Origin of the sequence: Benzoatithermus flavus (assembly GCF_037908215.1) — a bacterium.
Classification (GTDB): domain Bacteria; phylum Pseudomonadota; class Alphaproteobacteria; order Geminicoccales; family Geminicoccaceae; genus Benzoatithermus; species Benzoatithermus flavus.
This window is the reverse complement of the sequence record NZ_JBBLZC010000004.1, coordinates 91,105-112,216: the sequence shown is the minus strand read 5'-3', so window position 1 is coordinate 112,216 and position 21,112 is coordinate 91,105. Positions and strand designations below refer to the sequence as shown.

General features: G+C 69.5%; 18 protein-coding genes. 8 read left to right on the top strand and 10 right to left on the bottom strand.

Features of this window, described 5'->3' with window-relative positions:
- Nucleotides 1-2: 2 nt before the first annotated feature.
- Entirely contained in the window at nt 3-1,529 is a 1,527-nt protein-coding gene (locus U1T56_RS05650; RefSeq protein ID WP_418158470.1) for a trimethylamine methyltransferase family protein, read from the bottom strand.
- 204 nt (nt 1,530-1,733) lie between these two features.
- Nucleotides 1,734-3,668: a potassium transporter Kup gene (locus tag U1T56_RS05645; RefSeq protein ID WP_418158596.1), complete on the bottom strand. Its 1,935-nt coding sequence runs from the start codon at nt 3,666-3,668 to the stop codon at nt 1,734-1,736.
- A gap of 550 nt (nt 3,669-4,218) precedes the next feature.
- Between U1T56_RS05645 and speB the strand changes: the two genes are divergently transcribed.
- Both speB and U1T56_RS05635 read left to right on the top strand, forming a co-directional pair.
- Nucleotides 4,219-5,178 carry an agmatinase gene (gene speB / locus U1T56_RS05640; RefSeq protein ID WP_418158469.1) on the top strand — a complete coding sequence of 320 codons (960 nt, stop codon included), beginning with the start codon at nt 4,219-4,221 and terminating at the stop codon, nt 5,176-5,178.
- Between the two features lie 55 nt (nt 5,179-5,233).
- A complete protein-coding gene (locus tag U1T56_RS05635) occupies nt 5,234-5,653 on the top strand; it encodes a Uma2 family endonuclease (RefSeq protein WP_418158468.1) in 420 nt (139 codons plus the stop codon).
- 149 nt (nt 5,654-5,802) lie between these two features.
- On the opposite strand, the gene U1T56_RS05630 is transcribed toward U1T56_RS05635, so the two are convergent.
- From U1T56_RS05630 to U1T56_RS05615, 4 genes are all read right to left on the bottom strand, one after another.
- Nucleotides 5,803-7,368 carry a copper resistance CopC/CopD family protein gene (locus tag U1T56_RS05630; RefSeq protein WP_418158467.1) on the bottom strand — a complete coding sequence of 522 codons (1,566 nt, stop codon included), beginning with the start codon at nt 7,366-7,368 and terminating at the stop codon, nt 5,803-5,805.
- A gap of 77 nt (nt 7,369-7,445) precedes the next feature.
- Nucleotides 7,446-7,976 (bottom strand): YcnI family copper-binding membrane protein, encoded by a 531-nt coding sequence (locus U1T56_RS05625; RefSeq protein ID WP_418158466.1) that lies wholly within the window; start codon nt 7,974-7,976, stop codon nt 7,446-7,448.
- 47 nt (nt 7,977-8,023) lie between these two features.
- Entirely contained in the window at nt 8,024-8,368 is a 345-nt protein-coding gene (locus U1T56_RS05620; protein ID WP_418158465.1) for a DUF2946 family protein, read from the bottom strand.
- Between the two features lie 136 nt (nt 8,369-8,504).
- A complete protein-coding gene (locus U1T56_RS05615; RefSeq protein ID WP_418158464.1) occupies nt 8,505-10,421 on the bottom strand; it encodes a potassium transporter Kup in 1,917 nt (638 codons plus the stop codon).
- Nucleotides 10,422-10,649: 228 nt separating this feature from the next.
- Here U1T56_RS05615 and wrbA point away from each other — a divergent pair, with 228 nt between their 5' ends.
- Genes wrbA through U1T56_RS05600 form a run of 3 tightly spaced genes read left to right on the top strand, consistent with a single transcriptional unit; the run spans nt 10,650 to nt 13,008 of the window.
- Nucleotides 10,650-11,252, top strand: coding sequence for an NAD(P)H:quinone oxidoreductase (gene wrbA, locus U1T56_RS05610; RefSeq protein ID WP_418158463.1), 603 nt, complete (start codon nt 10,650-10,652; stop codon nt 11,250-11,252).
- A gap of 47 nt (nt 11,253-11,299) precedes the next feature.
- Nucleotides 11,300-12,007, top strand: a complete 708-nt coding sequence (locus U1T56_RS05605) for a pirin family protein (protein ID WP_418158462.1) — start codon at nt 11,300-11,302, stop codon at nt 12,005-12,007.
- A gap of 8 nt (nt 12,008-12,015) precedes the next feature.
- Nucleotides 12,016-13,008, top strand: a complete 993-nt coding sequence (locus U1T56_RS05600; RefSeq protein WP_418158461.1) for a glutathione S-transferase family protein — start codon at nt 12,016-12,018, stop codon at nt 13,006-13,008.
- 18 nt (nt 13,009-13,026) lie between these two features.
- Here U1T56_RS05600 and U1T56_RS05595 read toward each other — a convergent pair whose 3' ends face one another.
- Nucleotides 13,027-15,687: a M1 family metallopeptidase gene (locus U1T56_RS05595; protein WP_418158460.1), complete on the bottom strand. Its 2,661-nt coding sequence runs from the start codon at nt 15,685-15,687 to the stop codon at nt 13,027-13,029.
- A gap of 165 nt (nt 15,688-15,852) precedes the next feature.
- Here U1T56_RS05595 and U1T56_RS05590 point away from each other — a divergent pair, with 165 nt between their 5' ends.
- Together U1T56_RS05590 and U1T56_RS05585 are read left to right on the top strand one after the other, a co-directional pair.
- The gene (locus U1T56_RS05590; RefSeq protein ID WP_418158459.1) at nt 15,853-16,368 is read left to right on the top strand and encodes a hypothetical protein; all 516 of its coding nucleotides are present in this window, start codon (nt 15,853-15,855) and stop codon (nt 16,366-16,368) included.
- Nucleotides 16,369-16,464: 96 nt separating this feature from the next.
- A complete protein-coding gene (locus U1T56_RS05585) occupies nt 16,465-16,998 on the top strand; it encodes a hypothetical protein (protein WP_418158458.1) in 534 nt (177 codons plus the stop codon).
- Between the two features lie 12 nt (nt 16,999-17,010).
- On the opposite strand, the gene U1T56_RS05580 is transcribed toward U1T56_RS05585, so the two are convergent.
- The 3 genes from U1T56_RS05580 to U1T56_RS05570 are packed head-to-tail and all read right to left on the bottom strand — an operon-like array spanning nt 17,011 to nt 19,479.
- Nucleotides 17,011-17,841, bottom strand: a complete 831-nt coding sequence (locus tag U1T56_RS05580; protein ID WP_418158457.1) for a class I SAM-dependent methyltransferase — start codon at nt 17,839-17,841, stop codon at nt 17,011-17,013.
- Between the two features lie 42 nt (nt 17,842-17,883).
- A complete protein-coding gene (locus U1T56_RS05575; RefSeq protein ID WP_418158456.1) occupies nt 17,884-18,072 on the bottom strand; it encodes a DUF3329 domain-containing protein in 189 nt (62 codons plus the stop codon).
- A 21-nt stretch (nt 18,073-18,093) separates the two neighbouring features.
- Nucleotides 18,094-19,479: an aspartate aminotransferase family protein gene (locus tag U1T56_RS05570; protein ID WP_418158455.1), complete on the bottom strand. Its 1,386-nt coding sequence runs from the start codon at nt 19,477-19,479 to the stop codon at nt 18,094-18,096.
- A 550-nt stretch (nt 19,480-20,029) separates the two neighbouring features.
- Between U1T56_RS05570 and hemH the strand changes: the two genes are divergently transcribed.
- Nucleotides 20,030-21,106: a ferrochelatase gene (gene hemH, locus U1T56_RS05565; protein ID WP_418158595.1), complete on the top strand. Its 1,077-nt coding sequence runs from the start codon at nt 20,030-20,032 to the stop codon at nt 21,104-21,106.
- Nucleotides 21,107-21,112 lie beyond the last annotated feature (6 nt).

Sequence of the window (21,112 nt, the reverse complement as noted above, 5' to 3'; positions counted from 1 at the left end):
GCTCAGCTCTGCTCGTCGGGCAGCTCGGCCTCGCGGCGGCGGATGAAGTCCAGGAGCGCCTCGTCGACACCGGGGTCGATCGGCGGGGCGACATAGGCGTCGAGCGCCTTGCGCGCGGCCTCGAGGCCGCGGGTGGCGGCATCCTTCTCGCCATCGGCCAGCCACTGCTCGAAGCTGTTGTTGTCGAACAGCTCCGCCATGAAGAAGGCGTCCTGGAAATGGGCCTGGGTGTGCGCGGTGCCGAGGAAGTGGCCGCCGGGGCCGACCTCGCCAACGGTGGCGATCGCCTCGTCGAAGTCCTCGAACCGGGGACCCTGGCCGAACTTCCAGAGCATCTCCATCTGCTCGGCATCGAGCATGAACTTGGCATAGGAAGCGGTGAGGCCGGCCTCGGTCCAGCCGGCGCAGTGCATGACGTAGTTGGCGCCGGCCAGCATGATCGGGAACATGTTGAAGGCGCTCTCGTAGCCGGCCTGCGCGTCCGTGATCTTGGAGCCGGTCAGCATGCCCGAGGAGCGCCAGGGCAGCCTGTACTTCCGGGCCATCTGGCCGATCATGAGGTTCATGAGGCCGAGCTCGCCGGTGCCCGCCATGGGGGCCCCCGATTTCATCGAGACGGCGGCGAGGAACGAGCCCAGGATCATCTTGGCGCCGGGACGCTCGAGCTGGGCATAGGCGATGGCGGAGAGGGCCTCGGCGATCAGCTCGGCCACGGTGGCGGTGGCCGAAGCCGGGGTGTTGGCGCCGGCGAGGGTGAAGGGGGCCACGACCATGGCCTGGCCGGAGCAGGCATAGACCCGCAGCGCCCCGATCATGGTGGCGTCCCACACCAAGGGCGAGTTGCCGTTGATCAGGCCCACCATGACGGCGTTGTCGTGGACGAACTCCCTGCCGAACACGATCTCGCACATCCGGACCGCGTCCTCGGCCCGGCTCGGATGCGTCACCGGCCCCATGAAGCTCTTGTCGCTGTGCCTTATCGCCGAATAGGTGATGTGCAGATGGCGCTTGGGGATCGGCACGTCCACGGGCTCACAGATCACCGAGCCCGTGTTCTGGAGCGCAGGCGCCATGTAGGCGAGCTTGTGGAGGTTGTTCAGGTCCGCAATCGTGCCGTAGCGGCGCTCACCGTCGAAGCCGCGGACGAAGGGCGAGCCGTAGGTCGGGCCGAACACCATCGTGTTGCCGCCGATCTCGGCCGAGCGCTCGGGATTGCGCGCGTGCAGCGTGAAGCGCTCCGGCGCCTTGGCGACGAGCTCCATCAGGAGCTCGCGCGGGATGCGCACGCGCTGATCGTGCACCTGCGCACCGGCCTTCTTCCACTTGGCGAGCGCCTCGTCCTCGCGGAACTCGATGCCGACCGTCTCGAGCAGCCGCATCGCGGTGTCGTGGATCCGCTCGACCTGCTCCTCGCTCAGCACCTCGTAAAGCGGCAGCTTCCGTTTCAGCGCCGGGAGCGAACGCACCGCAACCGAGGTCCGTGCCGCCCGTCGCGCTTCGCGACCACCGCGCCTGCCTTCTCCCGACATGCCGAGCCTCCAAGAGTCGCCATCACCGGCAGCCCTTTAACAGGCGGGCAGGCCAGCGACTAGCGTGGGTGCGCCCCGGAGATTCACGGAGCCGACATCCCGAGCGGGCCGGGACCACGGCGCAGGGTCATCGGGCCGGCCGGCACCGGCGCGGCGGCAGCGGCGAGCACCGGGAGGTACATGAGATCGGGCCTTCGCTGCGGCTCAGATCTCGACCTGCGTGCCGAGCTCGACCACCCGGTCCGGCGGCAGCTTGAAGTAGCGGTTCGCGGCGAGCGCCGTCGTGTTGAGGGCGATGAACAGCTTCTCCTCGATCCCGCCCATCTCGGGACGGGTGCTCGGGATCAACGTCTCGCGGCCGAGAAAGTAGCTGGTCGCCATCGGCTCGATCGCGAGGCCCAAGCTGCGGCACAATTCGAGCGCTTTGGGCACGTCCGGCTCGTCCATGAAGCCGTAGCTGGCCCAGACCTGGAAGAAGCCCTTGCCCAGGCGCTCGACCACCACGCGCTTCTTGTCCGGGACGTAAGGCACGTCCTCGGTGATCACGGTCATGAGCACGACCCGCTCGTGGATGACCTTGTTGTGGCGCAGATTGTGGAGAAGCGGGGTCGGGACCACGGCGGGGTTGCCGGTCATGAACACGGCGGTGCCAGCGACGCGCTGGATCGAGGGGCTCAGGTTCTCGATGAACTTCAGGGTCGGCATCGCGTCCTTGTAGAGCCGGTCGTAGAGCACGCTCCGACCGTGGCGCCAGGTCATGACCACCATCGAGAAGGCGCCGGCGAGCAGCAGCGGGAACCAACCGCCATGCGGGATCTTGAGGCTGTTCGCGGCGACGTAGCCGAGATCGCCCAAAAGGAAGGTGCCGAACACGGCACCGGCCACGAGGCCGGGCCAGCCCCAGAGCCAGACGGCGACGAGACCGGCGAGGACGGCATCGATGCTCATGGCGGCCGTGACCGAGATGCCGTAAGCCGCGGCGAGGTTGCTCGAGGTGCCGAAGCCCAGGACGAGCACGAGCACGCCCAGCATCAAGAGCCAGTTCACCCGCGGCAGGTAGATCTGGCCGATCTCGCTGGCCGAGGTGTGGCGGATCGCCATGCGCGGCAGGTAGCCGAGCTGGATCGCCTGCCGGGTCAGGGAGAACACCCCCGAGATCACCGCCTGGCTCGCGATCACCGTGGCGCAGGTCGCGAGCAGGATCAGGGGCCAGAGCAGGAAGGTGGGGGCGAGGTGATAGAAGGGGTGCTCGAGGGCGGCGGGGTCGCGCAGCACGAGCGCCCCCTGGCCGAAATAATTGAGGACGAGCGAAGGCAGCACGAGGCCGAGCCAGGCGACGCGGATCGGCGTACGGCCGAAATGGCCCATGTCGGCATAGAGCGCTTCGGCACCGGTGACGGCGAGCACGATGGCGCCCAGGGCGACGAAGGCCTGCCAGCCCGCGAGTTCGAACAGGGCGAGCGCGCGGGCCGGGTGCAGGGCCGCGAGCACGGCGGGGTTCTGTACGATCTGGGCGAGGCCCAGGACCGCGAGCGTGCCGAACCACACGATCATCACCGGGCCGAACAGCCTGCCCACGCTCGCCGTGCCGAAGCGCTGGATCATGAAGAGCAGGAAGAGCACGCCGGTTGCGATCGGCAGGACGTAAGGCTCGAGCTCGGGGGTTGCGGTCTCGAGGCCTTCCACGGCCGAGAGCACCGAGATCGCCGGCGTGATCAGCCCGTCGCCGTAGAACAGGGCGAGGCCCGCGATCGAGAGCCCCAGGACGAGGCGCCGGGCCTGCCGGCTGCTGCCGGCGCCGCGCAGGGCGAGCGCGCTCATCGAGAGCACGCCGCCTTCGCCGCGATTGTCGGCGCGCAGGATCAGGGCGACATATTTGAGGGTGACGATGACGATGAGCGACCAGAACACCAGCGAGAGCACGCCGAGCACCGCCGCCTCGCTCAGATGCAACCCGCCCGCCTCGCCGAACGCCTCCTTCAGCGTGTAGAGCGGGCTCGTCCCGATGTCGCCGTAGACGACGCCGATGGCGCCGATCACGAGCGTGCGCAGATCGGCATGGCCATGGCCGCCGTTCCCCGCATCGTTGGACGGCGTGCCTTTTTCCGCCTTGCCGGCGGCGACGGCGGGAGAACCGATCAGGACGGGAGCCATGCGGCCGATACGCTCTCCGGCCACGCCGCGCTGCTTGTGGCCAGGGGTCCGGGTTCGTCACGATGGAGAGCGGTCCACGCCCGCGGTGCGGACCATCCTCGACGCTGCGGGGCGGGACCGGTTCGACGATGCTTCTTGTCCATGTCGGCGTCGCCTAGCACGACCGGGATGGCGGTGGAAGTCCGTCCCTGTCGGGATCCGAAAGGGTCGCTCGGGCGCCATTTGCTTTATCCACAGACAATCCACAGACCGTCCCGAGGGCGACATCTGCTGCCATCGGCAGAAAACCTTGGAAGATCATATAGTTGAGAGAAAGGCGCGGATTGGTCCCCGATTCCTGTCCGTAAGACGTGTCGGTGAGTGCAGATTTTCTTCCGCAGGTTTCACAAGCTTTTCCACAGCTTTGCGACAGCATTCCACACCGGGAGGACGCGCACGGCCGGCGTGCGGGGCAGCAGCATCTGCACCGGGGACGCTGGCCCTTTCGCCGGGAACCGCCTATCTCCCGTCCAGCCAGAACCGGAGTGCCGGAGAGATGAGCAAGGATGCGACGCGGCCGCGGCCGACCGACAACGCGTTCCTGGGGCCGCTGCACGGCGGATCGAAGGAGCCGACCTATGCCGGTGCTCTGTCCTTCATGCGACGCCGCTACAGCCGCGATCTCGCCGGCGTCGACGTCGTGGTCTGGGGCATTCCGCTCGACGCGGCGGTGTCGAACCGGCCGGGTGCCCGCTTCGGGCCGCAGGCGATCCGGCGCGCCTCGGCGATCTTCGACGGCGACCCGCAATACCCGTTCGCCCGCGACCCGTTCGCCGAGCTCGCCGTCGTCGATTACGGCGACTGCGTGTTCGACTATGGCCGCCATGCCGAGATCCCGCGCTGCATCGAGGCGCAGGCCAGGGAGATCCTGGCCACGGGCGCCCATCTCGTGAGCCTGGGCGGCGATCATTACGTCACCTGGCCGCTGCTCAAGGCCCATGCGGCCCGGCACGGGCCTCTGGCGCTGGTGCAGTTCGACGCGCACCAGGACACGTGGGACGATGACGGCGAGCGGCTGGATCACGGCACCTTCGTGGCGCGGGCGGTGCGGGAAGGCATCATCGACCCGCAGCGCTCGATCCAGATCGGCATCCGTACCCATGCGCCCGACACGTGCGGGATCGGGATCCTCGACGCCTACACCGTGCACGAGCAGGGCGTGCGCGGAACCGTGGAGCGCGTGCTGGCGCGGGTGGGTGCCGGACCCGCCTACCTCACCGTCGACATCGACTGCCTCGATCCGGCCTTCGCGCCCGGTACCGGCACGCCCGTCGCGGGCGGCCTGAGCTCGGCGCAGGCGCTCATGATCCTCAAGGGCCTCGCCGGAATCGACTGGCGCGGGATGGACGTGGTCGAGGTCGCCCCGGCCTACGACCACGGCGACATCACCGCGATCGCGGCGGCGACCTTCGTGCAGCATTATCTGGGGATGCTGGCAGAGAGGCGGCGGGGCTGACGCCGATGCCGGCCGGTGGCATGATCGTCCCGGAGCCGGCGACGAGAAGCGGGCCATGGCGATGAACGCGGCGAGCGAGCGGACCGAGCGGCGCATGACGGTGGCCGAGTTCCTGGCCTGGAACGACGGCACCGAGACGCGCTACGAGCTGGTGAACGGCATGCTGGTCGCCATGAACCAGCCGGCCATCCGGCATGCGCTCGTCTGTGACAATATCGGCCGGGCGCTCGAGCGTCAGGTTCGGCCACCCTGCCGGGTCTTTCGCGCCATCGCCGGCGTGGCGCATGGCGAAGACGACCGTACCTGGCGCGAACCCGATCTCGTCGTCACCTGCAAGCGTCCCGCCGAAGGCTTCATCGCCGAGCCGCGCTTCGTCGTCGAGGTGCTCTCGCCCTCGACGGAGAGAGAGGACCGGACCGTCAAGCTCGACTTCTACGAGAGCTTCCCGACCCTCGAGGCCGTCCTGCTCGTCTAACAGGACGAGCGGCGCGTCCGGCTGCGTTCGCGCAGCGACGACGGCTGGCAGGACCACGACACGATCGGCTCCGGCACCGTGCACGTGCCGGTCCTCGGCGTCACGATCTCCATGGACGAGATCTATGCCGATCCTTGGGCCGAGGCCGGCTAGCGGATCTCGAGTTCGCCCGAGAGGCTCGTCCGCTCGAAGTCGGAGACGAGGAGGGATAGCGTCAGCCGCCAGCGCCCCGACATCGGGATCAGGAGGTCGGGAGCCGTGAAGCGGCCGATGCCGGCCGCCTGCAGAGGACGGGTCAAAGGCGCCATCCCGGCCTCGGGCCGCTCGAGCGCGAGCTCGGCCTCGAGCGCCGTCGCGGGATGGCCTTCGGCGTCGGTGAGGGTGACGTCGAGGCGGTTCGGGCCGACCAGACCCGGCTCCAGCCGGAGCACGGCCCTGAAGCCGCCTTCGTTCAGCGTGAGCGCACGCGCGGCCTGCATCGCCGCGTCGCCGACACGGCTCGCGGCAGGATGCGGCGAGGTCGCACTCAGCTCGGCCGTCGCGAGGAGGACGAGCCCGGCGCAGACGATCTCGGCGCCGATCGAGCGGCGCAGGGCATGCGCGGCATTCGTTCCGCCTGCCGCGAGCGCGGGCAGCAGGCGCTGGCGATTGAGGGTGCCCAGCGCCAGGAGCGCTGCGACGGCCGCGAGCTTCGTGCTCAGGAGCAGGCCGTAGCGTGTCGTCCACAAGGCCGGGGGCCCGTCGAGCTCGTGGCTCGCGAGGAGGATGCCGGCCGCAAGCAGGAGCGGGACGGCGATCGTGGCGAGACGGGAAAAGCGCTCGACGGTGACGACGGCCTCGGCGGCAGGACGCTCGCGCAGGAGCCGGAAGAGCGGCCACAGCGCGCCCAGCCAGAAGGACGCGAAGCCGACATGGAGGACGAGGGCGAGGGCCCAGGGCCAGCGCGGCACCGCAGCCGCGGTGTGCCCGGCCAGAGGAAAGGCACCGAGTGCCGTGGCGAGACCGAGGATCGCCCAGGGTTGCCGGCCTCTCGTGGCCACGAGCAGCATCAGCCCCAGGAGTGCCGAGCCGATGCGAAAGCCCAAAGGGCTCGCCCAGCCGCTCAGGAGCGCTTCCGGGTCGAGCGGGCCTTTACCCGAGAGCGCGCAGCCCCTGCACAAGACCGCCACCGCGCCGCCGACGAGCGCCACCGCCGCGGCGGTGGCCAGGGCAGGGCGCGATAGCGGTGGCCGGACCAGAAGCGCGAAGAGCACGAGACCGACGGCACCCAGCGTGCCGGCATAGAACAGGGCCTGCGCGAAAGGCTCGAGGGTCTCGGGCCAGGTGCCCGCCTCGGAGGGCGCCACCGCGGTCCGGGAGACATGGCCGACCGAGAGGACGAGCGAGCCCGAGACCGGATGGCCGTCGGCGCTGCGCACGCGCCAGGACAGGACGTGGCTGCCCTGGCCCAGCACCGGTGGCAGGGGAACGGTCAGGCTGCGGTCCGCCGGCTGCGGCGGTCCGGGTAGGGCTACGGCCGCGCCGGCCGGATCGAGCAGGCGTACCTCCAGCGGGACGACGGGCTCGCTGAAGCGCAGCCGCACGGATGGCGGCGGCGCTGCGAGAACAGCGCCGTCGGCGGGCTCGCTGCCGAGGAATTCGGCATGGGCCAGAGCACGGTTCGCCCATGCCATGAGCAGCAGGCCGAGGCTCGCCAGCAGCACGATGGAACGCATGGAACCTCTCCGCCAGGAGCGTCGGGGAGGATGGCGGCAGGAGGGCAGGAAGAAAGCCCCTTCCTGCCGCCGGCGCTTCACTTCTTCGGCAGGAGCTTCACCCCGGGCGCGGGCAGCTTCAGATCGTGGGCACTCTGCCCGGCCTTGGGGATCTCGACCCAGCAGAGCCTGCCGCGCTCGCATTCCTGGATGATCGGAAAATAGATCGTCGCGCCGGGGCGGTCCGGCAGCCTCACCTGCGCGACGAACTCGCTGTAGTCCTCGTCTTCCAGCCTGCCGGTCCAGTCGACCTCGACGACGCCCTCGGCCGCCGTGTCGTCCTGAGCATCGACGGCTGGGGTCACGAGCCTGCCGCGTACGAGGGTGATCTCCCAGCCGGGCTTGGGCTCGGGCTCGACGTTCGTGACGCCCTCGGGGATGCGCATGCGGATCTTGAGGGTCGGCGAGCCCTCGCAGCCGTGATTGATGCGCACCACGACCCTGTAATTGCTGCCGGCCGGGGCCTCCTTGGTCTCGAGCGTGGCGTGGGCCAGCGCCGGACCGGCGAAGGCCGGAGCGAGAATGGTGGCGAGAGTCGCCAGCACGGCGACGCGAGAACGGGATGGCATGTCCTGCCTCCTTCGACCTGAGACGGCATGGGGGAAATCGCGTCGGATCAGGCCGGCAGCGGCGGGGCGCGGGGCAGGGAGGGGCGAAGCAGGGGGCGCAGGCCCGGCAGCGCCGGCTTGGCCGCGTGCCGGACGAGGATGTAGCCGGTCGGCGCGGCAAGCGCCGCCGGGGAGGCCGGCAGGATCGCGATCCCGATCCGGCCCTGGCAGAGCGGGCACTTCAGCCGGTCGAACGGCGCAGCCGGGGGTGCATCGTGGCGCCGGTGGCCACCGGCCGCGGCATGATCGTGCCCGCCGTACGCCGCGACGCCCGGCGCTGCCGCGTCCATGGGAAGCCAGCAGTGGCTCACCGGCATCAGGAGCGCCAAAAGCGCCAGCAGAGTCGCGAGCACGGCCGTGGTCGACCCGAGCCTGCGCGTGCTTCCAGACGCTCCTGCTTTCATCGTGCCCTGCGTCCCGCTGGCAGCGGTACGATCGGTCCTCGATGGAGACCGGGCCGTCTCGTGTCAAGCCCGCGCGCGATCGTGCTCAGATCTCGATCTGCGTGCCCAGCTCCACGACCCGGTCGGGCGGGATGCGGAAATAGGCGGTGGCGCTCACGGCGCTCGTGGACAGGAAGACGAAGATCTTCTCGGCGATGGGCCCCAGCTCCGGCCGCTTCGCGGGCACCAGGGTCTCGCGGCCGATGAAGAACGAAACGAAGTCGAGATCGATGGCGAGCCCGTGCTCGCGGCAGCGGGTCAGCGCCTTCGGCACGTCGGGCTCCTCCATGAAGCCGTAGCTGGCCGTGACCCGGAAGAAGCCCTTGCCCAGGCGGTCGACCTCGAGCCGCCGGTTGTCGGGGACGAAGGGCTCGTCCACGGTCCGCACCGTCATGAGCAGCACGCGCTCGTGCAGGACCTTGTTGTGCTTCAGGTTGTGCAGGAGCGCTGCCGGCGTGACGCTGCCGTTGCCGGTCATGTAGACCGCGGTGTCGGGCACGCGTGCGGCGCTCTTGTCGATGTGGGCGATGAAGCTCTGGATGGGCATGGCATCGGCATAGAGCCGCTGGCTCAGGATCCGCCGCCCGCGCTGCCAGGTCACCACCGTGTAGGAGAGGGCGGCGGCGATCAGGAGCGGCAGCCAGCCGCCGTGGGCGATCTTGAGGACATTGGCGGCGATGTAGGTGAGCTCGATCAGGAACAGGCCGCCGAACACCAGGGTCGCGGTCGCGGGCCGCCAGCGCCACAGACGCACCGCGACGATGCCGGCCAGGATCGTGGAGGTGCCCATCGTTCCGGTCACCGTGATGCCGTAGGCACCGGCGAGGTTGCTCGAGCTGCGGAAGGTGAGCGCGATGGCGAGGACGCCTGCCGCCAGGAGCCAGTTCACCGCAGGCAGATAGATCTGGCCCCGTTCGGTCGCCGAGGTGTGCCGGATGGTGAGGCGTGGCAGGTAGCCGAGCTGGATCGCCTGCCGGGTGACCGAGAACAGGCCCGAGATCAGGGCTTGGCTCGCGATGATCGTGGCCACGGTGGCGAGCCCGATCAGAGGGTAGAGCAGGTCCGCCGGCACCAGATGGTAGAAAGGGTCGGCCAGCGCCGCAGGTTCGCGCAGGATCAGAGCGCCCTGGCCGAAATAGTTGAGGACGAGCGAGGGCAGCACGAGGCCGAGCCAGGCGATGCGGATGGTCGTGCGGCCGAAATGGCCCATGTCGGCATAGATCGCCTCGGCGCCGGTGACGGCGAGCACGATGGCGCCCAGAGCGACGAGAACCCGAAGACCGGCGACCGCGAACAGGTCCAGCGCATGGCGCGGATCGAGCGCGCGCAGAACCGCGGGGTTCTCGGCGATCTGGGCCGCCCCGAGCACGGCGAGGACCGCGAACCAGACCACCATGACCGGGCCGAACAGCCGGCCGATCCTGGCCGTGCCCGAGCCCTGGAGCAGGAACAGGCCGGCCAGCACCACGGCTGCGATCGGCAGGACGTAAGGCTCGAGTTCGGGGGTCGCGGTCTCGAGGCCTTCCACGGCCGAGAGCACCGAGATCGCCGGCGTGATCAGCCCGTCGGCGTAGAACAGGGCGAGACCGAAGATGGCGAGCGCCAGCGTCATCCGGCGCAGCCGGGATGTTCGCCGCGTGCCGCGCAGCGCCAGAGAGCCGATGGCGAGGATGCCGCCTTCGCCGCGATTGTCGGCGTGCAGCATCACCAGAATATACTTGATGGTGACGATGAGGATCAGGGACCAGAAGATCATGGACAGCGCCGCGAGGACGGAGCGCTCGTCCGCGGCGAGGCCGCCGGTGGCATGGAAGGTCTCGCGGATCGTGTAGAGCGGGCTCGTGCCGATATCGCCGAAGACGATGCCCAACGCACCCAGCACCAGCGCCTGCCGGCTGCGCGTGCGGCGATCCGGCTCCGGGGAGACGGCGGCCTCGGCGGCTGGCGTGATCGAGGTCGTCATGATGTTCCCTGCTGCCCATCCCGGCTTCGGCTTTGAGCAGGTCGGCTCGTACACGGCAACCCTCGACCTGCGCCTCGAGCGGCCCGCGGTCTTCTCTTCCCCGCGCCCTGTGGCGTCCGGCCCATTGGCGCGGGGAAGGAAACAATCCATTTCGCGCGAGCGGGCTGGTGATCGCGCGGCTCCACCTTACCTTGCCGTGCATGCCGCAACGGTGAAGGAGAGACCGTAATGACCAAGGTGCTGGTGCTGTATTACAGCGCATACGGCCATATCGAGCAGATGGCCTACGCCGTCGCCGAAGGGGCGCGCCAGGTGGACGGGGTCGAGGCCGTCGTCAAGCGCGTGCCGGAGTTGGTGCCGGAAGAGGTGGCGAAGAAGGCCGGCATGAAGCTCGACCAGCCCGCCCCCATCGCGACCGTGGACGAGCTGCCCGACTATGACGCCATCATCGTCGGCACCGGCACGCGCTACGGCGGCATGACCTCGCAGATGCGCAGCTTCTGGGATCAGACCGGCAGCCTGTGGATGAAGGGCTCCCTGATCGGCAAGGTGGCCTCGATGTTTTCGAGCTCGGCCACCCAGCACGGCGGCAACGAGACCACGATCGTCACCGGCATCCCGCTCTTCCTGCACCAGGGCATGGTCTATGTCGGCCTGCCTTATAGCTGCCAGGAGCAGATGGGCCTCGACGAGATCAAGGGTGGCAGTCCGTACGGCGCCACGACGGTCGCGGGTGGCAAGGGCGAGCGGCAACCTTCCGAGCAGGAGCTCGCCATGGCGCGCTTCCAGGGTCGGCACGTCGCCGAGATCGCGAAGAAGCTCAAGGGCTGAGGAGCCGGGGCGGCGCCGGCGCGCCGCCCGCATATCCGGAGAATGGGATGACCATCGAGGTGCGGCCCTTCGCGGGCCTGGGCAAGTTCCGCATCGACTGGCTGAACGCCACCCACCATTTCAGCTTCGGCCACTATTACGATCCAGCGCGGATGGGCGTCGGCCCCTTGCGGGTGTGGAACGACGACGAGATCGCACCGCACACGGGCTTCGACCCGCACCCGCACCGCGACATGGAGATCGTCACCTATGTCCGGAAGGGTGCGATCACGCATCTGGACAGCCTCGGCAACCAGGGCAGGACCGAGGCCGGCGACGTGCAGGTGATGTCGGCCGGCACCGGCATCCGTCATGCCGAGTACAACCGCGAGGGCGAAGTCACCACGATCTTCCAGATCTGGATCACGCCGCGCACCCGCGGGCTCGAGCCGCGTTGGGGGCAGCGGGCGTTCCCGAAGGCCGACCGGGCCGGCGCGCTGGTGCCGCTGGCCTCGGGCATGGCCGGGCACGACGGGGCGCTGCCGATCGACCAGGATGCGGCCGTCCTGGGCGCCACCCTCGCGGCCGGCCAGAGCCTCACGCACCGGCTCGCACCCGGTCGCCAGGCCTATCTCGTGGCCGCGACCGGCCGCTACCGTGTCAATGGTGTGGAGGCGGCAGCGCGCGACGGTGTGGTCGTGCGCGGCGAGGACGCGATCCGGATCGAGGCGCTCGAGCCGACCGAGATCCTGCTTGCCGACCTGCCGCCGGGCTGAGGCGTGTCATGGGCCTCCTGATCGACGGCAAGTGGCACGACCAGTGGTACGACACGGCCAGGTCGGGCGGCCGCTTCGTGCGCACCGCGGCACGGTTCCGCAACTGGATAACACCCGACGGCGCGCCCGGACCCTCGGGCGAAGGCGGCTTTCCGGCCGAGCCCGGACGCTATCATCTCTACGTCTCGCTCGCCTGCCCCTGGGCGCACCGCACGCTGATCTTCCGCAAGCTGAAGCGGCTCGAGGGCATGATCGGCGTCTCGGTCGTGCACTGGCTCATGGGCGAGCAGGGCTGGACGTTCGACCCCGCTCCCGGAGCCACGGGCGACGGGCTCTACGGCAGCCGCTACCTCCACGAGCTCTACACACGCGCCGTGCCCGACTATACCGGCCGGGTGACGGTGCCGACCTTGTGGGACAAGGAACGGCGGACGATCGTGAACAACGAATCGGCCGAGATCATCCGTATGCTGAACGCCGCCTTCGATGGCGTGGGCGCCGCCCCCGGCGACTACTACCCGGAAGGGCTCCGGGGCGAGATCGACGCGGTCAACGAGCGTGTCTACACGAGCGTCAACAACGGGGTCTACCGGGCAGGCTTCGCCACCAGTCAGGAAGCCTACGACGAGGCGGTGAGCGAGCTGTTCGAGACGCTCGACTGGCTCGAGGAGCGGCTCGCGCGGCAGCGCTACCTCGCAGGGGACCGCATCACCGAAGCCGACTGGCGGCTGTTCACGACCATGGTGCGGTTCGATCCGGTCTATCACGGCCACTTCAAGTGCAACCTGCGCCGGATCATCGACTATCCGAATTTATGGGCCTGGACGCGCGAGCTCTACCAGTGGCCGGGTGTCGCCGAGACCGTGAACTTCCGGCACATCAAGGGCCACTATTACGGCAGCCACAAGACGATCAACCCGACCGGCATCGTGCCCATGGGCCCGCTGCTCGACTTCACGGCGCCGCACGGGCGCGAGCGGCTCGCGGCTGCGTCCGCCTGATCGGAGCGGACATGGCCGCTATTGAACGTTCGCTGCACCACCCCCCTCGGCGAGCCAGCGGTCGATCTCGGGCAGGCGCTCGCTGCGGACCTTGGCGCGCAGCTCGATCACGGCCGCGGCTCGGTGCGTGTCGGCACGGGCATCCTCCGGGATGTGGTCGGCGGCGAATTCCTCGAGCTCCCTCGCGCGCGCGGCATCGGCGAAGTTCGCCGCGATCGACGGCGGGAGCCGGTAGCGCCCGAGCGAGTCCAGGCTGGCCGTCACGGCGTCGAAGTGCTCGACCATGAACGTCCAGGCGAGATCGGGATGGCGCCCGTTCGCGGCGACGCCGCGCAGCAGGAGCGGACGAAGCTGTGTCGGCAGCTCGTCGCTCAGGCTGAAGGCGAGGGTGCGCCCGGCCAGCGCCGGGTCGCGCGCATAGGTGAGCGCCTCGTAGATCTGCTGCTTCTGCAGGAAGGAGGTCGTCTGCCGAGCGGCCGTATGCAGGGCATCGTAGGCCGAGGCATCGGCACGGGCCGCGGCGACGCGCAGCACCACGAGCCGCGTCGGCCCTTCCAGACTCGCCGGGTCGTTCCGGAACATGCCGAAACGCCGCTGCACCTCCGCCACCACCATCGGCTCGCCGAGGAGGCCCAGGAGCGTCAGGATCTGCTGGCGCAGGATCGCATCGTTGGCGGGCTCGCCGGGTTTTGCGTCCCAGCCCAGGCGGGCCGCGACGGGGGCGAGCACCGAGCGGGCATAGGCCTGGAACGCCGCCCGGCCCGGCGCTCCCTCGTAGAGCTCGTCGAGATAGGACAGCGTGTCGAACACCTGCCGCCAGACGGCATAGTCGGCATCGGCCGCGATCTTGCGGGTGAGGGTGAGATAGTTTCCGACCGGTGCCCGTCCCGCCTCGCTCAAGGCCCAGCTATCGGAGAGGACGGTCAGGGCGTCGGCCGGGGAAAGATCGGCGAACCGCCGGGTAAGGGCTGCAAACAGAGCGGGAGCATAGGCGACACGGTAATAGCCGATCCCGTCCGCGTTGGCGGTGACGGCGGCCTCCTCGCCGCACGACCCGAGCGGCACGGTTGCAGCACCGTCGAGCAGGATCTCGGCCGTGGCGGCTGGAGTGCCCACCGTCCGCAGCCCAACCGGCACCTGCCACGAGAGCGGCGGCGGGTTCGGGTCGTCGAGCGCGAAGCGCTGCTGGCGCAGCTCGATGGTACGCCGGCTGCCCTTGCAGGCACCCGGTTCGGCGGCGACGAGAGGAACGCCCGGCTGCCGGGTGAAGGACGCGGCGACGTCCGCCACCTTCTTTCCCGAGGCTGCGGCGAGCTGCTCCCAGAGATCGCCGGTCACCGTGTTGCCGTAGGCGTGGGCGCGCATGTAGCGCCGGATGCCGTCGCGGAACGTATCCGGCCCCAGATAGGCCTCGAGCATGCGGATGACGGCCTGCCCCTTCTGGTAGGTGATCTCGTCGAAGGCCTGGTCGGCCTGGGCAGGCGTCTCGATCGGCTGCACGATGGCGTGCGTGGTGCACAGCGCGTCCGAGCGCATGGCCCGGTCGCGGGCGCTCTTGGCCTGGAGCCAGATGCTCCATTCGGGATGGAACCGGTCCGTGGCCTTGTTCTCCATCCACGAGGCGAAGCCTTCGTTCAGCCAGAGATCGTCCCACCAGCGCATGGTCACGAGATCGCCGAACCATTGATGCGCCATCTCGTGTGCCACCACCACGAACACGCGCTGCCGGTCGGCTTCCGAAGAGGCGGTGGGGTCCAGGAGCAGGGCGGGCTCGAAGTAGAGGATGGCCCCCCAGTTCTCCATGGCGCTGAAGCCGCCGGCACCCGGCACGGCGAGGAGATCGAGCTTCGGCAGCGGGAAGGGGGTGCCGAAATAGTCATTGTAGTAGCGCAGGAGGCCGGCCGCCGCTTGAAGCGCGAAGCGGCCCTTCTCCGCATCGCCGCGCTTGGCGACGACGGCGACCCGCGTTCCTCCCACGTCGGTGGTGATCGATTCGAGATCGCCGACGCCGAGGAACAGGAGATAGGTCGACATTCTGGGCGTGGTGGCGAAGGTCACGCGCTGCTTGCCGGACCCCGCGGGCGTGGTCGCCGCCACCGGCATGTTCGAGACCGCGACGAGTCCGGCCGGGATCGTCGCGGTCAGATCGAAGGTCGCCTTGACCGCGGGCTCGTCCCAGCCGGGAAAGACGCGGCGCGCGTCGGCGGCCTCGAACTGCGTCGTCAGCATCCGCGCCGTGCCTTGCGGCGTCTGGTAGGGCGTCACGAACAGACCGGCGGCGGACTCGCTCACCTTGCCGTCGTAATCGATGGCCAGCGTCGAGCGGCCGGCGGGCAGGGGACGGTCGAAGAGCAGTGTCGCGGTCTCTGCCTTCTCGTCCACGACCACCCGCGCCGGATCGCTCTCGCGTCCGACGACGACGGCCCTGCCGATCGTCAGCTCCTTGGCATTGAGGACGACACGGTCCGTCGGTGCGGCGACGGTGACGTCGATACGGGTTGCGCCGCGAAAGGTCGGTGCGGCGGGGTCGACGTCGAGTGCGATGGCATAGTGCGTCGGCGTCACGCCCGCCGGGAGGCCGCCGGGCGTCGTCTCGGCTGCGGCAGTGCCTACGATCGGGAGCACCACCCCGAGCACCAGAAGCGCGAGCCCCCGGAACGCCATATGCCTCGACCACATGCCCGATACTCCGCTCGGCCGGATAACGCATCAGCATACGCTGGGGCTGCATCGCGAGCCAGGGCGAGCACCGCAGCGGTCCGATGCTGGCCGAGCGGACCGCCTGCTTGCCGGCGTTGGTCGCGCCGCCTAAAGCTGAGCCGCTTCGATCTGCGAGGGAGCTGCATGCGCAGGCTGGCGCTCTCGGGATTCCTGCTGCTGGCAGCCTGCACCACGGATGGAGGAGACGGGCCGCGGCGCCCTCCGGTCGAGATGCCGGCACCGCTGGCCGTGGTCGATCCGGCGCTCGTGGTCGGCACCTGGCAGTGCCGGGATCTCAACCCCTATCCCGGGCAGCCGGAGCAGACCGTCACCTCGACCTACGACGCGGACGGCAGCTTCACCGACCGCTCGCGCGTCGCGGGGCCGCCGCCAGCCGGCGGTGCCATCGACGTCGTCGCGCGCGGCCGCTGGGCGGTCGAGGGCGGGCGGATCGTCACGCGCGAGGTGCGGACCGAGGCGCACGCGGCCGGTGGCGACCCGAAGCTCGACGAGATCGCCGCCCTGAGCGCGGAATTCCTGAACAGCCGGCCACGGCACGAGCGCGACGGGGCCGTGGACGTGCTCCGCCTGTCGCCGGACGAGCTCGTGCTCCGCCCGGCCGAGGTGGAGGACCCCGCGATCGTGCGCTGCCTGCGCTGATGCAGCCGTACCGGCCTATTCGATCCTCACGGTTCCGCTTGTCAGGGGTGCCGTCGGCTGGTTCCCTGGCCGGTCACGAACCGAGGGAGGGACGCCATGCAGGGGTGGCCGGGCCGGATCGGCTTCGCAGGGACGGCGATGCTGCTCGCGGGATGCGCCATGGGCGGTGGCGGCAGCGAGGCCAGGCGGCCGCCGGTCAGCGTCGCCGACGAGGTAACAAAGGTTCAGCGCGACATGCTCGTCGGCGCGTGGCGCTGCCGCGAGCTCAACCCCTATCCCGAGCTGCCGAAGGCGTCCCGCACCATCACCTTCGGCGCGGACGGCACCGTCGTCGCCGAGGTGCGGACCGAGAACGACCCGCGCTACGGACCCCTGCAGGGTATCTCGCGCGGCAACTGGTCGGTCGAAGGCGACCGGCTCGTCATGCGGAACATGAAGCTCGAGGCCAGAGCCGCCGAGGGCAGCGCCAATCCCTTCGGCGGGTTCTTGGCCGGGCTCACCGCCACGGTCGCCAACACCTTCATGCGCAGCCAGCAGGACAGCACGAGCGACGTGCTGAAGCTGACCCGGAGCGAGCTGATCTTCCGCGGAACCGGCGAGGACCCGCCGATCGTCGCCTGCACGCGCTGAAGAAGGCCGCCCTCAGCGTCGCACGGCGCGGATCAGGGTCGGGGCGATCCTGGCCTCGCGCAAGTTGCGTAGGAGATTGTCGCGCATCTCGGCGAAGACCGGCCCGAACAGCAGGTGGAGGCCCACGGGCGGCGGGCCGCCCGCAGCCGCGGCCCGCGCCGCCATCGCCTCGAACCATTCGATGCTCTCGGCCGTCCGGTCGCGTATCTCGAGCACCTCGAAGCCGGCATCCGCGAGCAGCCGGCACAAGGCCGGCGGATCGACGAGAAAGCTCGTCCTGCCGTCCATCGACCACGGGGTCGGGTAGGCGACCTCGCCGCCCGGCCCCTGCAGGATGTCGTAGATCACGAACGCGGCGCCGGGCACGAGCACGCGCGCGGTCTCGCCATAGAGCGCCTCCTTGTCGGCGATGTTCATGGCGGCGTGCACCGTCACGGCCGCAGCGAAACTGCCGCTCGCGAACGGCATCCGGGTAGCGTCGGCCTCGAGAAAGCGCACGCGATCTTCGAGGCCACAGCGCCGGGTCAGCTCCCGTGCTGTGGCGACACATTGCGGCGTCAGGTCGATGCCCGCGACCTCGAGCCCATACCTGGCGGCGAGATAACGCGCCGGGCCGCCGATGCCGCTGCCGATGTCGAGCACCTCGCCCGTGATGCCGGCAGGCAGAGCCGCCGCGATCTCGACCGTCGCCTCACGGCCGCGGGCGTGGAACTCGTCGATCGGCGCCAGATCGTCGATCGTGAGCCGGGTCGGGTCCTTGCCGAGCTGGCGCAGCGCCGCGTCGAGCCGGGCCAGAAGCTCGTCGCGGCCGTAATGGGCGGCGACGTCGGTCTGCAGCGTCATGGTGACCTCCCCAAGGAGCACGAGCACTCCCCAGGGGCGATGTTAGCCCCGGCTCGGGTAAGTGCCAGAGAGGAAGAAGTCCCACACGCCGTAGGCGACGACGCCGAGGGCGAGCCAGAACCATAAGCCGCCGGGCTCGTACCAGCCCTCGAAAGCGAGCCAGGCCACGGCGAGCCCCAGCACCGCCACACGGCGGGACAGGGGCATCAGCCAGGGATGCGGCTCGGCCACGGAACCCGACGGCCGATCCGCTCAGGCCGCCATGGGCATGACGCCCAGCGCATCGTCGAGCCCGGCCTCGAGCCGGTCGAACAGGAGATCGATCTCCTGCTCGCTGATGATCAAGGGCGGGCAGATCCCGATCGTGTCGCCCGGCAGCGGCCTTAAGATCAGGCCGTGAGCGAGGCACTTGGCCACGACCTGCGCGTTGGCCTTGAGCTGCTGGTCGAACTGCTCCTTCGTGGCCTTGTCCTTGACGATCTCGATGCCGCCGATCAGGCCGACACCGCGCGCCTCGCCGACCAGAGGATGGCTCTCGAGCCGGCGCAGCCGCTCGAGGAAGCGGGGCGCCACCGCCTGCACGTGCTCGATCGTGTGGTCGCTCTCGTAGATCTTGAGCGTCTCCAGCGCCACCGCGGCCGCGACGGGATGGCCGCCATAGGTGTAGCCGACGCCGAGCGTGCCGAGATTGGCGCTCTGGTCGGCCAGGACCTGATAGAAGGCGTCGCTCATCAGAAGGCCCGCGATCGGCAGATAGGCCGAGCTGAGCTGCTTGGCGCAGGTGACGAGGTCGGGGGCGATATCGAAGGTGTTGCAGCCCCACCAGTTGCCGGTGCGGCCGAAGCCACAGATCACCTCGTCGGCGACGAACAGCACGTCGTATTTCTTGAGGATCGCCTGGACCTTCTCGAAATAGCCCTTGGGCGGGACGATGACGCCGCCCGCCCCCTGCACGGGCTCGGCGAAGAACGCCGCCACCGTCTCCGGGCCCTCGGCGAGGATGAGCTGCTCGAGCTCGTCGGCGAGCCGGTCCACGAACTGGGCCTCGCTCTCGCCCTCGAGGCCGTAGCGGTAATAGGAGGGGGCGGTGACGTGCCGGAAGCGGTCCATCATCGGCAGGTCGAAGCCGCTCGAGGTGTAGGCGAGCGAGGCCGTGAGATGGCCACCGGCGAGCGTGATGCCGTGATAGGCGCGCTGGCGGGCGATGATCTTCTTCTTCTGTGGCAGGCCGCGCGCGTTCTGGTAGTACCAGATCAGCTTGATCGCGGTGTCGATCGCTTCCGAGCCGGAATTGACGAAGTAGGCCTTCCTGATGGGGGCAGGTGCGATACCGATCAGCTTCTCGGCCAGCTCGATCACGGGCTCGGACGAGCGGCCGGCGAAGGTATGGGTGTAGGGCATGCGCTCCATCTGCCGGCGCGCCGCCTCGACCAGGCGCTTCTCGCTGAAGCCCAGCGACGTGCACCACAAGCCGGCCAAGCCCTCGATGTAATCCTTGCCGTCGTCGTCGGTGACGTAGATCCCCTTGCCGCCGGTGATGACGAGCGGCCCCTGCTGCTCGTGCTGGCGGAGGTTGGTGTAGGGGTGGACGGTGTAGGCAATGTCGCGCGCCTGCAGCGAGTTGGGCGCCAGGGTCATCCTGCTGCTCCTTTAGGGCCGCGCTCGCCGGAACGGGCCTTCCGCTGCGGCCGGCTGTCCAGCGTCTGCTCACGATCGGCGCACTCTAGCGACGGCGGTGGCGGGCGGCAATCGGCCGGCGGGCAGGATGCGGATGAGCGCGGCGCATGGCAGGTGCCGATAGCCATCGGCCCGGCATCGCTCGCCGGAACCTGCGCCTCGATACGCGCGATGTCGCGTTCCTTCCGGCGTGCCCGATGCGCGGCCAAAGCGTTCCGCGCCGTGCCCATCGCCGCACCTTCCAGGAACCGGGAAGGCCGGAAAGGTTGCAAGGCACGATGACCGCCGGGCCAGTCGGCGCGGCTGAGCAGCGTGGCGAAGCCGACCGCCGATGTTCAGCGAGATTGGTGCGGCTCCCGCGGTCTGCAGCCGGCTGCACGATCGGGTGCGCGAGCTCTGCAGGCTCTAACCCTTCGTGCTTCGCCTCGCCATCTTGCCGCGCCGTCGGGTCCGCCTATCTGCCCGGCCAGGACGAGAGATCACGGGTGAGACGATGGACGCAGCGGGGATGATGACGCGGGGGCAAGGAGCGGCGGGCGCCGGGGCGCCCGCCTCTGCCGATGTGGGGCCGCTGCCGGCGGATCATCCGCGGGTGCAGAAGCGGCGGATCGGGGTCGTGCTCATGAATCTCGGCACGCCCGATGCCACCGACTACTGGTCGATGCGGCGCTACCTGAGCGAGTTCCTGTCCGACAAGCGGGTGATCGACTATCCGTCCTGGCTCTGGCAGCCGCTCCTGCAGCTCGTGATCCTGAGCAGGCGGCCGAAGAGCAAGGGCAGGGACTACGAGACGATCTGGAACAGGGAGCTGAACGAGAGCCCGCTCAAGACCGTGACCCGGAGCCAGGCGGAGAAGCTCGGGGCGAGGCTTGCCGCCCGCGATCCCAGGCTCGTGGTCGATTGGGCCATGCGCTACGGCAATCCGAGCATCAAGAGCGTGCTCGACCGGCTGGTAGCGCAGGGCTGCGACCGGCTGCTGCTGATGGCGCTCTACCCGCAATACGCCGCACCCACCACCGCCACGGCCTACGACAAGGCGTTCGACGCCCTGAAGCAGATGCGCTGGCAGCCGGCCGTGCGCACGATGGGGCCCTATCACGACCATCCCCGCTATATCGGGCTTCTGGCCGACAGTATCCGGAGCCATCTCGCCGGGCTCGACTGGCAGCCCGATCGCGTCGTCTTCTCCTACCACGGCATGCCGAAGCGCCTCCTGCTCCAGGGCGACCCTTACCATTGCCACTGCCAGAAGACGACGCGGCTCGTGCGCGAGGCGCTGGGCTGGGGGCCAGAGCGGATCATGGTCTGCTTCCAGTCGCGCTTCGGCAGCGAGGAGTGGCTGCAGCCCTATCTCGACGAGACGATGAAGGCGCTGCCGGGCAAGGGCATCAGGAAGGTGGCGGTGATCTCGCCCGCCTTCGCCACCGACTGCCTCGAGACGCTCGAGGAGATCCAGGGCGAGAACCGCAGGCTCTTCCTCGAGGCCGGAGGCGAGCGCTTCACCTACATTCCCTGCCTCAATGACGGCGACGGCCACATCGCCTTCCTCGAGGATCTGGCCCTTGCCGAGCTCGGCGGGTGGGTGTAGCGGCAG